Here is a 15,548-nt window from a genome sequence, read left to right as displayed (position 1 = left end):
CTCGGCCCCGCATGCCTCACGCCAATTTGGCCTTAACCTCGTCAGCAACGTTCTGCGGCACTTCGTCATAGTGCGAGAACTGCATCGAGTATTGCGCACGGCCCTGCGTGAACGAGCGGAGCGCGTTCACATAGCCGAACATGTTGGCCAGCGGCACCATCGCCTCGACCGTCTGCGCGTTGCCGCGGCTGTCGGTGCCCTGGATCTGGCCGCGACGGCTGTTCATGTCGCCGATGACGTCGCCCAGATAATCCTCCGGGGTGACGACCTCGACCTTCATGACCGGCTCGAGCAGCGTGATACCCGACTTCTGGGCCGCTTCGCGCATCGCGCCACGGGCACAGATTTCGAACGCCAGCGCCGACGAGTCGACGTCGTGGTACGCGCCGTCATAGACTAGGACTTCGAAGTCGATGATCGGGAAGCCGACCAGCGACCCCGTCTCCGCGGTCTCGCGGAAACCCTTCTCGATCGCGGGGATATATTCCTTCGGAATGTTACCGCCCTTGATCTCGTCCTTGAAGACGAAGCCCGAACCGCGCTCGCCCGGCGTCAGCTTGACCTTGACGCGGCCGAACTGGCCGGTGCCGCCCGACTGCTTCTTGTGCGTGTAGTCGATGTCGACCGGCTTCTTAAGGTATTCGCGATACGCCACCTGCGGCGCGCCAACGTTCGCCTCGACCTTGAACTCGCGCTTCATGCGGTCGACCAGGATCTCGAGGTGGAGTTCGCCCATCCCCTTGATGATGGTCTGGCCCGATTCGGCATCCGACGACACGCGGAACGACGGGTCCTCGCGCGCGAGACGATTGAGCGCGACGCCCATCTTCTCCTGGTCGGCCTTGGTCTTGGGCTCCACCGACAGCTCGATCACCGGCTCGGGGAATTCCATCCGCTCGAGGATGATGGGCGCGTTCATCGCGCAGAGCGTGTCACCCGTGGTGGTATCCTTGAGGCCCGCGAGCGCGACGATGTCGCCGGCATAGGCTTCCTGGATGTCCTCACGGCTGTTCGCATGCATCAGCAGCATGCGGCCGACCTTTTCCTTCTTGTCCTTCACCGAGTTGGTGACCTGCGACGCGGTCTCCAGCTTGCCCGAATAGATGCGGGCGAAGGTCAGCGTACCAACGAACGGATCGTTCATGATCTTGAACGCCAGCGCCGAGAACGGCTCGGTGTCCGACGACGGACGCTCGTCCGGCGTCTCGCCGTCGAGCTTCACGCCCTTGATGGCGGGAACGTCGAGCGGGCTCGGCAGATAGTCGACGACGGCGTCGAGCAGCGGCTGCACGCCCTTGTTCTTGAATGCCGAACCGCAGACGATCGGCACGAACGCCATCTCGAGCGTGCCCTTGCGGATCAGCTTCTTGAGGTCGGCGACCGACGGCTCGTTGCCCTCGAGATACGCCTCCATCAGCGCATCGTCCTGCTCGACGGCCATCTCGATCAGCTCGCTGCGGTACTTGGCGGCCTTTTCGGCCATGTCCGCCGGGATGTCCTGATATTCGAACTTCGCGCCCAGCGACTCCTCGAGCCAGATGATCGCGCGGTTGTTGACCAGGTCGACGAGGCCCTTGAAGCCGCCCTCGATACCGATCGGCAGATACAGGACCGCCGGACGCGCGCCGAGGCGCTCGATGATCGAGTTGACGCAGAAATAGAAGTCGGCGCCGGTGCGGTCGAGCTTGTTGACGAAGCACATGCGCGGCACGCCGTACTTGTCGGCCTGACGCCACACGGTTTCCGACTGCGGCTCGACGCCGGCGACGCCGTCGAAGCACGCGACCGCACCGTCGAGCACGCGCAGCGAACGCTCGACTTCGATCGTGAAGTCGACGTGGCCGGGGGTGTCGATGATGTTGATGCGGTGCTCGGGGCCCTTGCCCTCGTCGGCCGACCAGAAGCACGTCGTCGCAGCCGACGTGATCGTGATCCCGCGCTCCTGCTCCTGCTCCATCCAATCCATCGTCGCGGTGCCTTCGTGCACTTCGCCGATCTTGTAGGACTTGCCGGTGTAATAGAGGATACGCTCGGTCGTCGTCGTCTTGCCGGCGTCGATATGCGCCATGATGCCGATGTTGCGATAGCGATCGAGCGGATGGCTGCGGGCCATGATCGTGGTTTCCTTAGAGATGTGGGGAGCGCAGCTTCCGCCGGCTCCCCACGATATAGGTCAGAAGGTCGAGGCTTCCAAGCCTTACCAGCGGTAGTGGCTGAAGGCGCGGTTGGCTTCGGCCATGCGATGCGTGTCTTCGCGCTTCTTCACCGCGTTGCCGCGGTTGTTGGCGGCATCCATCAGCTCGCCCGACAGGCGCGCCGACATGGTGTTCTCGCTGCGCGCACGCGCGGCCGTGATCAGCCAGCGGATCGCCAGCGCCTGGGCGCGCTCCGGGCGGACCTCGACGGGGACCTGGTAGGTCGCACCACCGACGCGGCGCGAACGCACCTCGATGCCGGGCTTGATGTTGTTGAGCGCGTCATGGAACACGCCGATCGGCTCGCGCTTGGCGCGCTGCTCGACGGTTTCCAGGGCACCGTAGACGATCAGTTCGGCGACGGACTTCTTGCCGTCGAGCATGACCGAATTCATGAACTTCGAGAGGACCTCATCACCGAACTTGGGATCGGGGAGGATGATACGCTTTTCCGGGCGACGACGACGTGCCATTTCAAAAACCTTTCTAACTTCAGCCTGTTGGGCGAGCCTCCGCGTGGAAGGCCGACCGGCTTACTTCGGACGCTTGGCGCCGTACTTGGAGCGGGACTGGCGGCGATCCTTGACGCCCTGCGTATCGAGCACGCCGCGCAGGACGTGGTAGCGAACGCCGGGAAGGTCGCGCACACGGCCGCCGCGGATCAGGACCACCGAGTGCTCCTGCAGGTTGTGGCCTTCACCCGGAATGTAGCTGATGACTTCGCGGCTGTTGGTCAGGCGGACCTTGGCCACCTTGCGCAGCGCCGAGTTCGGCTTCTTCGGGGTCGTCGTGTAGACGCGTGTGCAGACGCCGCGCTTCTGCGGGTTCTGCTCCATCGCGGGGACCTTGGACTTGGCCTTCTGCGGGTCGCGGCCCTTGCGGACCAGCTGGTTGATCGTCGGCATGAAGCCTTCACCTCAATTAAGTGGGTTACTTTGCTGGAGCCTTCACAGCACTTCGGAATACAAAAAGGGACGTAGGCGACGACACACGTCACCCCGGCCCCACGACTTTTGCATCCAGCAATGTTCAAGCATGTCCACCGGATCGCTCCGACGGACCGGGCGGGCCTATACGCAGAGTCGCCTGCGCGGTCAACGGGGCGTCCCTTAACCCGGATGCAACGGGCGCGGGTGCATCAGGCGGCGATGTCCTACCCGCTTCGGCCCGCCCCCTCCCCCGTCCTGCCGATGGCCGCGCTGGCCGCGGCGGCGCTGCTCGCCGGGTTGCTGCCGGGCGGGCGGTGGAGCGACATGCTGGCGCTGCTCGCCTCGGTAGCGGCACTGTGCGCCGCGCACGAGCGGCGGACGCGCGACATGCTGATCGCTGCGGGGCTGTCGGTCGGACTCGCGCCGGTCGGGTTGTTGCTTGCGCCACTTTGCGCGGGACTGGCGATTCGCCAGCGTGGGGCGCGGCACATGCCGGTCGCCGTATTGGCCGCGGCACTGGTGGCGTTCGCGTTGCCGTGGTCCGCTCCGCTGGCGACCCTGCCCAACCTCGCGACGCTGGCCGGGACATGGCCCGCCAGCCTCGGCCTGATCGTCGCATTCGGCGCCGGGATCGCCGCCTGGATCGGCGCGCGCGCCTCGATCCTGCCGCCCGGCGCACTGTTCGCCGAAGCGCGATTGGCGACTCTCATGCTGGCGGCGTTCGTACCGCTGCCGGTCGGCGCGATCGGGTTCATCGTGATGATCGTGGCACTCCCCCTGCCCGCCGCACCCTGCCTGCGCGCAGCGAACGACAACGCCGCCTACCGCCGCATCGTCGGGTTGGCGGCCTGAATGCCGCTCCCGTTCGTGCTGTTCAGTCCCCACGATCGAGGGCGTCGCTTGCGGTAACAGGTGCTTCGACAAGCTCAGCACGAACCGGCTTTGAAGCCGTGTGGCCCCAAAGCCGGTTTCCAAGCATCGTCAGCGGCAAGCTTACGGTCCGCCGGCGGCTCGAGCGCCACACCACACCCGTTCACCCTGAGCCTGTCGAAGGGCTGGCTTTCACGAGCGGCGACGGTTCTCGTGGAGACCAGTGCTTCGACAAGCTCGGCACGAACGGTGGGGGGGGGCGAAGCCTTCCCGCCCCTACCGGCGCGGCGCCAGCGTCGTCAGCAACGTCCGTTCGAACCGCGCCGGATCCTCGACCTGCGGCGAATGACCCAGTCCGTCGAGGCGGATCAGCGTCGCGTTCGGCATCTGCTTCACCGCCTCGCCCGCCACCACCGGAATCGCCTGCAGGAACTGCCGCAGCCCCGGCGGCGTCTGCGCGCGGCCGAAGGCGGTCTTGTCGAGCGTGCCGACGATCAGCGTCGTCGGCGGCTTGATCCGGTACAGCTCGTGCGCGACCGCCTGCGTCTTGATCATCTCGCTGGTCTTCGCCTGCGCCAATGCCACCGTATCGCGACCCGACCCCTGATACATGCCGGCGAGCATCCACACCCAGCGATCGTAGGCGGGCTTCCACGTCCCATGATAATAATTGAGCTGTTGATACGCCTTGATGCTGGCGTAGCTCGTCTTCCTCTCGCCAGCCCACAGGGTGTCGACGTCGACGTAGGGCAGCCCCTCTTCCGACCGGTCCTTGAGCCCGAGCGGATTGACCAGCACCAGCCGCTCGACCGCCGCGGGGTACATGATGGCGAAGCGCATCGCGAGCATGCCGCCCATCGAATGGCCGACCACCGACGCCCGCGTGATGCCGCGCGACTGCATCAGCCGCTGCGTGAACGACGCCAGCATCTCGAAGCTGTACTGCGCGGCGCGCGGCTTGGCCGATTTGCAGAAGCCGATCTGGTCGGGGACGAGGACGCGATAGCCGCTGTCGGTGAGCGCGCGCACCGTACTCTCCCACGTCGCGCCGCAGAAGTTCTTGCCGTGCAGCAGCACGACGCTGCGCCCGTTCGGCCGCGCCGGGGCGACATCCATGAACGCCATCGTCGCCGGCTGGCCGACGACGTCGAACGTCATCGTCTGCACCGGCCACGGATAGGCGAACCGCTCCAGATTCGCCCCGAAGTCGGGCGCGGCCGCAGGATCGGCCGCGCCGGTCAGCGGCAGGATGACAAGCGCCAGCGCCAGGCGCGATCCTATTTTCATCGAGCGCATCAGTTTCCCCTGTCCTACACGCCCCCGTTCGCATAATCGGATCGCGCCGTGCCGTCACCCGTGACGACTCGATACAGGATCGTCTTGCCCTTTTTTCAACGGGCGGGTAGAGGGCGCGGCGCTGCAGGAGTGTAGCTCAGTTGGTAGAGCATCGGTCTCCAAAACCGAGGGCCCACGGTTCGAGTCCGTGCACTCCTGCCAGTTTCCCGGCGCCGAAACGAGCAGCCGGTTCGCCGCAACGATGAAATTTTCGTCATGTAACCGGTGACGATGGCCTAACGCCTGTTTATATCGAAGGTTATGGACGAAGCTACGCGACACACGCTTGTAATGGCCATCATCGGCGTTCTGCTCTTGGTCGGCGTGCCCGCACTCGTCCTGCATCTGCGCCGTCGCAAGCGCGAGAAACTGCGCCGTCGCGGCATCAAGCGCTACGGCCACTGACGCCGGGCGGCCGCCCTCTTCGCCACCCCCGTCCCCGCCCTTGCCTTTGCCTGCCCGCGCGGCTATCTGCGCAGGCCATCCGACAGCCAAGGACGGGCCACGCCGGTTCCCCACATGAGGGAAGCGGCAGCGGCCTTATGCCCCGGCGATACGGATTTTCGTGATTCCAGCGGGTTCTGAGAAAAAACAGTGGCGAAGACGACCCCCATCGAATTCATCCGTCAGGTGCAGGCCGAGACCAAGAAGGTCGTCTGGCCGACCCGGCGCGAGACGATCATGACGGGCGTCATGGTGGTCATCATGACGACGATCCTCGCGCTGTTCTTCCTGGGCGTCGACACGTTCTTCAACGCGGTCGTCCAGGCGCTGCTCAAGCTCGCGAAGTAAGGGTACACAATGGCGCGCTGGTACATCATTCACGCCTATTCGGGCTTCGAGGGCAAGGTCCGCGACGCGATCATGGCGGAGGCGACGCGGCTCGGCCTCGAGCAGCTGGTCGAGCAGATCGAGGTCCCCACCGAGACGGTGACCGAGGCCCGCCGCGGCAAGAAGATCGCGGTCGAGCGCAAGTTCATGCCCGGCTACGTGCTGGCCAAGCTCAACATGAACGACGACGTCTACCACCTCGTCAAGAACACGCCCAAGGTCACGGGCTTCCTCGGCAGCATGGGCAAGCCGCAGGCGATCAGCGAGGCCGAGGCCGCGCGCATGCTCAACAGCAAGGAAGAGGCCGCCGCGGCACCCAAGACCAAGGTCAAGGTCGATTACGAGATCGGCGACGCGGTCAAGGTGCTCGAAGGCCCGTTCGCAAGCTTCAACGGCATCGTCGAGGAACTCGATTTCGACAAGTCGAAGGTCAAGGTGTCGGTATCGATCTTCGGCCGCGCCACCCCGGTGGAACTGGACTTCGAGCAGGTCGAACGCAGCAAGTAAGCCGCACGCGGATGGCACCCATCCGTCGGGGCGGCCCGGACCAGACTGAACGATACCGATAAGCCGGGGCGGTGACGCTCCGGCTTATCGCGTTGCTGCGTCAAAGGCATATGTGGATATTGGCAGGAAGGCGCCGGTCTGCGGTCGGGACGGATCGGGCATCAAGGCGACGTTCGCTCAAGCCGGTAAGAGCAAGTTACCTTTCCGACGGGATGGCTTCGTTACCTACAAAACCGAATTTAAAAGGTTCACCTTTTGCGCTGACATACATGATTGCCGCCATGAGGCAGGCCGTTCTCTCTTCGTCGGCTTTGCTCTGACGTCCCGGCTTAGGCTGGCCAATCAGGCCCGATTGGCTTTCGACGAAAAACGAGCCCGGCTTCATGCCGCATTGCCGTTCTAACGCTTCAGCAAATAGCTTGTCGGAGGCGAATTTCGATCGTTCGGGAAAGCTGTGAAGGACGCCGCGTCTTTCGAGTTCCGCTCGGGCATCCGCAAGTATCTTTGGCCTTAGTGCCTTGAACACCCGATCCTCATACGCTTGGTGCAATTCCGGGTTTTCGAAGGTGACGATCTCGTGGCCAGCAGCTTCTCTGATGCAGTCAAAGTGCTTCGTAGCTGCCCCTGCATCTTGGCCGATCACGATCTCTACGCTTTGCAGTTCACGTTCGTATTTCACGGTAAAGCCGCCGTGATGCAGGCCGCAATGTATCAGCTTCTGCGTCAGAACCTGCTCGTATGCAGGAGGAACCTCGGGCATGTCGATCATCCCGTAAGCTTACTGCTCGATTGGAGCACCGCAACCGGAAGCGGGTTTTCACCGGACGCTGAACATATAGCCGGTTCCCGCGCAGGCGGGAACCCAGAGTCCAGCAGACCAGCGTCCGATTGTTTTTGGAACCTTGGCCTCCCGCCTGCGCGGGAGCACAATGCAGTGTAGCGCGTGCTATTACTTGCTCGAAGGGGTGGCCACCGAACACGTCCCGGATGACGGGAGGGTTCTGGAGGCCAAGAAAGCCCTTTTTTTGAAGCGGGCGTCGCGTTGGCGCGATCGCCCCCCCTTACGCCGCCTGCGCCACTTCCACCGCCTCCGCCGCCTTCAGCGTCAGGATCGCGACGGCGCCCTTGCCCCTGCCCTCGCTGTCGAGGCGCAGGCTGCCGTCCATCGCGTTCATCGCATTGGCGCACCAGTGGAGGCCGAGGCCGCCCGATTTGTGTTCGCGGGTCGAGAAGCCGCGCTGGAACAGCGTCGCGCCGGTGGCGGCGTCGAAGCCTTCGCCGTCGTCGCGGATGCGCACGACGATGCGGTCGTCCTCGGGCTGGATGGCGACGCCGATGCTTCCGCTGTCGCGCCCGCTGGCGGCGATCGCCTCGGCGGCGTTGCCAAGCAGGTTGCCGATCACCTGGCTGAGGATGACGCGGTTGGCGAGCGCGAATTGCGGTTCGGCGGGGAAGCTGAACGCGATCGAGGCGGCGTCGGAATAGCGCGCGATCGCGGCGTTGCGCGCGACGATCTCGCTGAGGTCGCAGCGTTCGAGGGCGGGGCGTTCGTGCGCCTGTTTCTGCTGCTGGCCGATGATCTCCAGCACGTGCGCCATCGCCTCTCGCCCGACCTGCAGTTCGCCGCGCATCGCCTCGCGCCCCTGCACCTCGGCGGACAGCGCGGCGGTGGCGAAGGCGGCGAGCTTGGCGCGGCGATCGGCGGGAAGGTCGTCGCGGCCCAGCTCGGCGAGCGCACGTTCGACGGTGGCGCGGTCGATCGGCGGCGCCTGCGCGATGCCCTGGCTGAGGATCGTGCTGATCGGGTTGAGCGCGTTGCGGACGTTGTGCATCACCGCGACCGCGCTTTCGCTGCGGCCGAGCGCGAAGCTCTGCGCCTCGATCTGTTCGCGCAAATCCTTCAGCTGCGACAGCATGGCGTTGAGGCTGCGGCCCAGCGAGCCGAATTCGTCGCGGCGGCCATCGTCCTCGAGCAGCGCCATCGCACCCGAGGCGCGCACGCGCTGCATGTGGCGCTCGACGCGCTGCAACGGCGCGAGGACGAGGCGCGCGATGACCCGGCGCAGCACGACGAGGACGATGAGCAGCAGCAGCGTCGACCCGGCGACGGCGAGCAGCAGCATGCGGCGGCCGAGCAGCGACACGTCGCGCACGATGTGGAAGCGCGCGGCGGCGATCGCATGGCCGTCGACGCCGGGGATCGGCACCGCGATCCCCATCGTCTGGCGGCCGGGGACGACGGCTTCGCGGTCGCCGGTCGCCGAACGGTCGATCCGCGCGTCGAGCTGGAGCAGGTCGGACAATTGGCGCGAGGTGACCTGGCGCGCCATCAGCACATAGCCGCGCGGGGACCCGGTGCCGTCGGAGCGGCGCACCTGCGCGACGCCGACCGCGGCGACGACGGGACCGAGCCGCGCGTAGAAATGGCCCGAATTGCTGCGCCCGACGACGCGGGCGAGATCGGTGCGCGTCGCGGTGGCGATCATCGCGGCGCGCAGGTCGGCGCGTTCGCGGCCGCTCGCGGGATCGAGCCAGCGCGCGATGCGGATGCTGCCGTCGGGACGGACATAGGCCATGCCCTGCACGCCGAGGTTGGTCATCGCGAGCGGCGAGAAGCTGTCACGCTCGAACGTCGCCGCGGGGGCGGAGGACGGTGCCGCCGCCATATAATCGTAGCTCTGCGTCCAGTCGCCATAGTCGCGGACGGCGTTCTCGACCTTGGCGGCATATTCGCCGAGCGCAGCGCGAGTACGCTCGACGTGACCGCCGACCGCCTTGGCCTCCAGCGCGTTGAAATTGGGGGTGATGACGCTGGCGAGCAACAGCGTGATGCCGAGCGCGCCGGCGACACCGACCGCGGTCAGGATCAGGACCAGCTTGGCACCGAGCGATGCCGGTCCCGTCGGTCGCCGCCCCCCGAACCAGGTCCGGGACCGGGGCGTGCGCATCAGCCGTGGGTTCCGTTGCTCTGCGGCGCGTCGGCGACGTCCTGTCCGAGGAAGCGCTGTTCGGCGAGGCCGATCGCGAGGTCGGGCGCGACGGGGCGCGAGAAGAAATAGCCCTGCATGTGGCTGGCGCCGGCGAGGCGCAGCGCCTGCACCTGCGCCTCGGTCTCGACGCCCTCGGCGATCACCTCCAGCCCCAGCGCGCGGCCGAGGTGGATGATCGAATGGACGATCGCGGCGCTTTCGCGCTCGCGGCCCATGCCGTCGATGAAGCTGCGGTCGATCTTCAGGCTGTCGAGCGCGAATTTGCGGATGTTGTAGAGCGACGAATAGCCGGTGCCGAAATCGTCCAATGCAATGCGGAAACCCATCTGGCGCAGCTTGTACAGCGTCTCGGCGGCGCGTTCGGCGTCGTCGAAGATCGCGGTTTCGGTGATCTCGATCTGGACGCGGCCGGGCGATACGCCGGCGCGCTGGACGCTTTCCATGATGTGGCCGACGAAATTGCTGCGGCGGAACTGGCGGGGCGAGAAGTTCACCGAGACGTACTGACCGGGGAAACGCTGGACCATCGCCAGCGCCTGGTCGAGGATCCAGTCGCCCAGTTCGTGAATGACGTTCGATTCCTCGGCGATCGGAATGAAGGTCGCCGGGCTGATCGGGCCATATTCCTCGGTATTCCAGCGCACCAGCGCCTCGAACCCGATCACCTCCAGCTCGCCGCGGCTGACGATCGGCTGGTAGACAAGGCTGAGTTCGCCCTTGTCGATCGCCTGCGACAGGCCCTGTTCGACGCGGCGGCGGAAGCGGATGCCTTCGTCCATGCTCTCGTCGAACAGGCGGGTGATGCCGCGGCCGGTACGCTTGGCGTCGTTGAGCGCGAGGTCGGACCGGCGCAGCGCGTCGATCGGATCGCACACCCCTGCGCCCTCGACGACAACGACGCCGGCGGACGCGCCGCTCTGCACCGAATTGCCGAACACCTGATGCGTGCCGGCGCAGGCGGCGACGATGCGGTCGCAGGCCATCACCGCCGCCTCTTCGCCGGGCGTGTCGAACAGGACGCCGAATTCGTCGCCGCCGAGCCGCGCGACGACCGCGCCCTCGGGCGCCTGGGCGTGGAGGATCGAGCAGACTTCGCGGATCAGCGCGTCGCCGGCGAGGTGGCCGAGCGTGTCGTTGACGATCTTGAACCGGTCGAGGTCGAACATCGCGGTCGCGAACAGGCCCGGCCGCTTGGCACGGTCGCCGAGCGCGCGCAGGAAGGCGAGGCGGTTGGGCGCGTCGGTCAGCGAATCATGCGTCGCCATGTGGATCGCGCGGCTTTCGTTGGCGGCGAGTTCGGCGCCCTGTTCCTCGAGCTGGACGATCTGTGCGGCGAGCTGCGCGCGGGCGGCGGCGAGTTCGCGATCGACCTCCCACCGGTGCGCGAGCGCGGTCGCGGTCTGGACGATCTCGGCGACCTCGAACGGCTTGGCGATGTAGAAGATCTTGTCGGCGGGGCCGGCGACCTTGCTGATCTCGATCGGCGAGAAGTCGCTGAACCCGGTGACGATGCACAGGTTGATCTCGGGATCGAGCGCCCGGATGCGGCGCGCGGTCTCGCGCCCGTCGATGCCGGGCGGCATGCGGACGTCGATGAAGGCGACGGCATAGGGCGTGCCGGCGGCGAGTGCGGCTTCGACCGCGGCGACCGCGTCGAGGCCCTGGTGGCAATGGGTGAGGTCGAACGCCTCCGCCTCGTCCGCCGCGTCGGGGGCGTCGTCGCCGAACAGCTCGGCGGCCATCGCGCCCAGCGCATCCTCCGCCGCGCCGCGTTGCGCGGCGAAGCTGCGCGCATAGCTGTCGTGCATCGCCGGCTCGTCGTCGACGATCAGGAGGCGCTTCGGGGCGGCGACGACGGTCATGGGTGCAGACTTCCCTCTTATGGTTGACGAGGGAGTAAGCGGACACGGTTAAGACGCCGTAAACGCCTTCAGCTGCCCCTCGAGCGCCTGGCCGCCCAGCACGATCGCGCCGAGTGGCCCGGCATTGCCGCCGAGCGCGGGCGGCACGACGAAGCCGGGCTCGGCGATCTCGGGAAGCGCGATATAGCCGGCGAGGCTCTGCACCATCGCGGCGCGGATGCGCGGGAAGAGGTGGTCGTTGCCGACCATCACGCCGCCGCCCATCACGATCCGCCGCGGCACGCCGGTGAGGACGAGCGTGTGGCACAGCTGACCGAGGACGTGCGCGATCGGATCCCAGACCGGATCGTCGGCGCCGATCTCCTCGCCCCTGCAGCCGGCGCGCGCGCCGATCGCCGGGCCGGCAGCGAGCCCCTCCAGGCAACTGCCGTGGAAGGGACAGATGCCCATCCAGTCGTCGCCCGAGAGCCGCTGCGGGCGGAGATGGCCGAATTCGCTGTGGGTGAGGCCGTCGACCGGCACGCCGCCGGCGATCAGCCCGACGCCGATGCCGGTGCCGACGGTGGCGTAGGCGACGTCCTTCAATCCCTTGGCGGCGCCCCAGCGCGCCTCGGCGAGCGCGGCGCCGACGACGTCGGTGTGGAAGCCGGTCGGCACCTCGTAGCGCGCGGCGAGGCGTTTCGCGACATCGGTCCCCGCCCAATGCGGCTTGGGCGTCGAGGTGACATGGCCATAGTCGGCGGACGCATGGTCGATCGAGATCGGCCCGAAGCTGGCGATGCCGAGCGCATCGAAGCGGCCCCAGCCGTCGAGCACGGTCTCGATGGCGGCGAGCGTCTCGTCGGGGCGCGTCGTGGGCAGCTGGACTCGATCCTCGATATCATCCGGCCCGCGCGCGAGCAGGCAGACGATCTTGGTCCCGCCCAGTTCGATCCCGGCGACGAGAGGGGGGACGCTGACCACGATTGTCTTCTCCTTCGAAAACGGTGGTTAGCGGACAAAACCGGACGAAGCGAGAGCGAGCGGCGCGAGCGGCGATCCGATCAGGCCGCTGACCATCGCCGCCTGGATGCGGTTCGCCGGCCACAGTCCCGACAGCGGCCCGACCAGCCGGTCGCGGACGAACGGCAGCAGGCGGCTGTCGGACTGATAGACCGGGGTGAACAATGCGGTCAGCGCCTGATACAGGCGGACGTGGCGGCGGCGCAGCGCGACCGCGGCGGCGAGGCCGGCCGCAACGTCGTCGCTCTCGCGCAGTCCCTTGGCCAGCGCATAGGCATCGAGCAACGCCATATTGGCCCCCTGCCCCAGCTGTGGACTGGCCGAATGCCAGGCATCGCCGATGTGGATCATCGCGGGTCCGACCGGTGTCGGCAGCGTGCGGTGCGCGTAGCGCGCGAAGGTCAGCTGATCGCGCTCGGCGATCTGGTCGAGCAGCGGCGTGGTCGCCGGCCACAGCGCGCGGACCTCGTCCTTCCACGCATCCAGCCCGGCGTCGCGCCACGCGGCGACGCGATCCGCGCGGATCGACCAGAAGAACGCGGCCTGATCCGCCTCCGCCCCCGGCGACCGGCCGATCGGCAGCACCCCCGCCATCGTGCTCGCGCGCCGGTAGCGCTGTTCGAGCGCATCGCCCGCGAAACCGGGCACCGCGCGCAGGCTGGCCCACACGGCGCCGTAACCGAGTTCGCGACCGCAAGGCGGCGCCAGCGGCGTGCGGGTGCCGAGCGCATCGACGATCAGGTCGAACGGCGCGGAGCGCGCGCCGTCGGCGAAGACGAGGCAGCGGCGGTTGCCGCTCGTCATGTCGCTGCCGGCGATCGCCCGCCCCGTCTCGATCGGGATGCCCGCCGCGGTCACCGCGTCGTGCAGCACCGCGAACAAAGTCGCGCGGTGCACGCCGAAGCCGCACAGCCCGGCCTGCCCCAGCGTCGCATAGGCGACGTCGAGCACGGTGCGGCCGTTCGCCTGTCCGAACAACCGGTCGATTCGCGCGCTGCGCGCGACCAGCGTCGCCTCCAGCCCGAGCGCGCGCAGCACCGCCAGCCCGGTCGGCTGGATCATCAGCCCCGAACCGATCGGCGCCGGTGCATCGAACCGCTCGACGATGGTGACGCGATGCCCGTCGCGCGCGAGCAGCAGCGCCGCCGCGAGCCCTGCCGGCCCGCAGCCGGCGACCGCGATGGTGCGCAGCGTGGCTATTCGACGGTCACCGATTTCGCGAGGTTGCGCGGCTGATCGACGTCGGTGCCCTTGGCGACGGCGACATGATAGGCGAGCAGCTGCACCGGCACCGCATAGACCAGCGGCGCGATCAGCGGGTGGACCTTGGGCATGGTGATCGTCGCGATACAGCCCTCGCCCGCCGCCTGGATGCCGTCGTAATCGCTGATGAGCACGACCTTGCCACCGCGCGCCTGCACCTCCTGCATGTTGCTGACCGTCTTGTCGAACAGCGGACCGGAGGGGGCGATGACGATGACGGGGACGTTCTCGTCGATCAGCGCGATGGGGCCGTGCTTCATCTCGCCGGCGGCATAGCCTTCGGCGTGGATGTAGCTGATCTCCTTGAGCTTCAGCGCGCCTTCCAGCGCCAGCGGGTAATCGGTGCCGCGGCCGAGGTACAGGACGTCGCGCGCCGAGGCGACGACGCCCGCCATCGCCTCGATCGCCTCGTCATAGGCCAGCGCGCCGTTGATCGCGGCGGGCGCCTCGGCCAGATGCTTGACCAGCGCGCGTTCGTCGGCTGGCGACAATTTGCCCTTGGCACGGGCGAGGTTGGCGGCGAGCGCGGCGAGCACCGCAAGCTGGCAGGTGAACGCCTTGGTGCTGGCGACGCCGATCTCCGGCCCGGCGTGGGTTGGAAGCAGCAGGTCCGCCTCGCGCGCCATGCTGCTGGTCGGAACGTTGACCACCGCGGCGATCGTCTGCCCTTCCGCCTTGGCGTGGCGCAGCGCGGCGAGCGTGTCGGCGGTCTCGCCCGACTGGCTGATGACGATCATCAGGCCGCCCGGCTCCATCACCGGCGCGCGGTAGCGGAATTCGGATGCGACATCGAGGTCGACGGGCACGCGCGCGAATTGTTCGAACCAGTATTTGGCGACCATGCCGGCATAGAAGCTGGTGCCGCAGGCGACGATCGTCACGCGCTTGATCCCGGCGAGGTCGAAGTCGGGGATCGGCAGCGTGACGCGCTCCTCCATCCGCTGCAGGTACGAACGCAACGTCTGCGCGACGACGATCGGCTGTTCGTAGATCTCCTTCAGCATGTAATGGCGGTGATTGCCCTTGCTGACGAGGTCGCCGGTGACGCCGGAGATGGTGACCGGCCGCTCGACCGCCTGGTTGTCGCGATCGTAGACCTGCGCGCCGTCCTTCGTGCAGACGACCCAGTCGCCCTCTTCCAGATAGGCGATGCGCTGGGTCAGCGGCGCGAGCGCGAGCGCGTCGGAACCGAGATAGGTCTCACCGTCGCCATGGCCGACGACCAGCGGCGAGCCGAGCCGCGCGCCGATCAGCAGTTCGGGATGCTTGCGGAACAGGATCGCGAGCGCGAACGCGCCGTGCAGCCGCGGCAGTACCTCGCGCACCGCGGCGGCGGGTTCGATCCCCGCCTCGACCTTCTCGCTGATGAGGTGTGCGACGACTTCGGTGTCGGTCTCGCTGGTGAAGACGCGGCCGCGCGCGATCAGTTCGTCCCGCAAGGGTTTGAAATTCTCGATGATGCCGTTGTGGACGACCGCGACTTCCTCGGTCGCATGCGGGTGGGCATTGTTGGTCGTCGGGCCGCCGTGCGTTGCCCAGCGCGTATGCGCGATACCGGTGGTGCCGGGCAGCGGATGTGCGGCGAGTTCTCTGGCGAGGTTGACGAGCTTGCCACTGGCGCGACGACGCTCGATCGCGCCGTCATGATCGGTGGCGATGCCCGCCGAATCATAGCCGCGATATTCGAGGCGCTTGAGCCCGTCGAGCAGGCGATCCGCGACGTCTTCCGTCCCGACGATTCCAACGATTCCACACATAGACTGG

13 protein-coding genes and 1 tRNA gene are annotated in these 15,548 nt (G+C 67.2%); 4 read left to right on the top strand and 10 right to left on the bottom strand.

The window, feature by feature from the left end:
• Window positions 1–16 precede the first annotated feature (16 nt).
• The 3 genes from fusA to rpsL all read right to left on the bottom strand — a co-directional run bounded on the left by fusA (window position 17) and on the right by rpsL (window position 3,100).
• A complete protein-coding gene (gene fusA, locus M9979_RS11015) occupies window positions 17–2,113 on the bottom strand; it encodes an elongation factor G (protein WP_254289410.1) in 2,097 nt (698 codons plus the stop codon).
• Between the two features lie 84 nt (window positions 2,114–2,197).
• On the bottom strand, window positions 2,198–2,668 hold the full coding sequence (gene rpsG / locus M9979_RS11010) for a 30S ribosomal protein S7 (protein WP_254289409.1): 471 nt from the start codon (window positions 2,666–2,668) through the stop codon (window positions 2,198–2,200).
• A 60-nt stretch (window positions 2,669–2,728) separates the two neighbouring features.
• Window positions 2,729–3,100 (bottom strand): 30S ribosomal protein S12, encoded by a 372-nt coding sequence (gene rpsL / locus M9979_RS11005; RefSeq protein ID WP_010185487.1) that lies wholly within the window; start codon window positions 3,098–3,100, stop codon window positions 2,729–2,731.
• Window positions 3,101–3,343: 243 nt separating this feature from the next.
• Here rpsL and M9979_RS11000 point away from each other — a divergent pair, with 243 nt between their 5' ends.
• Window positions 3,344–3,976: a hypothetical protein gene (locus M9979_RS11000; protein ID WP_254289408.1), complete on the top strand. Its 633-nt coding sequence runs from the start codon at window positions 3,344–3,346 to the stop codon at window positions 3,974–3,976.
• A 294-nt stretch (window positions 3,977–4,270) separates the two neighbouring features.
• Here the strand turns inward: M9979_RS11000 and M9979_RS10995 are convergent, their stop codons facing one another.
• A complete protein-coding gene (locus M9979_RS10995; protein ID WP_254289407.1) occupies window positions 4,271–5,290 on the bottom strand; it encodes an alpha/beta fold hydrolase in 1,020 nt (339 codons plus the stop codon).
• Window positions 5,291–5,415: 125 nt separating this feature from the next.
• On the opposite strand from M9979_RS10995, the gene M9979_RS10990 reads away from it, so the two are divergent.
• From M9979_RS10990 to nusG, 3 genes are all read left to right on the top strand, one after another.
• Window positions 5,416–5,491: transfer RNA gene (locus tag M9979_RS10990), tRNA-Trp, on the top strand.
• A 432-nt stretch (window positions 5,492–5,923) separates the two neighbouring features.
• Window positions 5,924–6,121 (top strand): preprotein translocase subunit SecE, encoded by a 198-nt coding sequence (gene secE, locus M9979_RS10985; protein WP_017979500.1) that lies wholly within the window; start codon window positions 5,924–5,926, stop codon window positions 6,119–6,121.
• 9 nt (window positions 6,122–6,130) lie between these two features.
• Window positions 6,131–6,667 (top strand): transcription termination/antitermination protein NusG, encoded by a 537-nt coding sequence (gene nusG, locus M9979_RS10980; protein WP_037534189.1) that lies wholly within the window; start codon window positions 6,131–6,133, stop codon window positions 6,665–6,667.
• A 196-nt stretch (window positions 6,668–6,863) separates the two neighbouring features.
• Here nusG and M9979_RS10975 read toward each other — a convergent pair whose 3' ends face one another.
• From M9979_RS10975 to glmS, 6 genes are all read right to left on the bottom strand, one after another.
• Window positions 6,864–7,436, bottom strand: coding sequence for a hypothetical protein (locus tag M9979_RS10975; protein ID WP_254289406.1), 573 nt, complete (start codon window positions 7,434–7,436; stop codon window positions 6,864–6,866).
• A gap of 292 nt (window positions 7,437–7,728) precedes the next feature.
• The gene (locus tag M9979_RS10970) at window positions 7,729–9,615 is read right to left on the bottom strand and encodes an ATP-binding protein (RefSeq protein WP_254289405.1); all 1,887 of its coding nucleotides are present in this window, start codon (window positions 9,613–9,615) and stop codon (window positions 7,729–7,731) included.
• Window positions 9,615–11,519 carry an EAL domain-containing protein gene (locus tag M9979_RS10965; RefSeq protein ID WP_254289404.1) on the bottom strand — a complete coding sequence of 635 codons (1,905 nt, stop codon included), beginning with the start codon at window positions 11,517–11,519 and terminating at the stop codon, window positions 9,615–9,617. Before M9979_RS10965 ends, M9979_RS10970 begins: the two co-directional genes overlap by 1 nt.
• Before the next feature lie 48 nt (window positions 11,520–11,567).
• Window positions 11,568–12,482, bottom strand: a complete 915-nt coding sequence (locus M9979_RS10960) for an ROK family protein (protein ID WP_254289403.1) — start codon at window positions 12,480–12,482, stop codon at window positions 11,568–11,570.
• A 27-nt stretch (window positions 12,483–12,509) separates the two neighbouring features.
• Window positions 12,510–13,703, bottom strand: a complete 1,194-nt coding sequence (locus M9979_RS10955) for an FAD-dependent oxidoreductase (protein ID WP_340689067.1) — start codon at window positions 13,701–13,703, stop codon at window positions 12,510–12,512.
• 14 nt (window positions 13,704–13,717) lie between these two features.
• Entirely contained in the window at window positions 13,718–15,541 is a 1,824-nt protein-coding gene (gene glmS, locus M9979_RS10950; RefSeq protein ID WP_254289402.1) for a glutamine--fructose-6-phosphate transaminase (isomerizing), read from the bottom strand.
• Window positions 15,542–15,548: the final 7 nt, after the last annotated feature.

It is taken from the genome of Sphingomonas liriopis (assembly GCF_024211255.1).
Lineage (GTDB): Bacteria > Pseudomonadota > Alphaproteobacteria > Sphingomonadales > Sphingomonadaceae > Sphingomonas > Sphingomonas liriopis.
The sequence above is the reverse complement of the archived record's forward strand: the minus strand, read 5'-3'. Positions and strand labels throughout refer to the sequence as shown.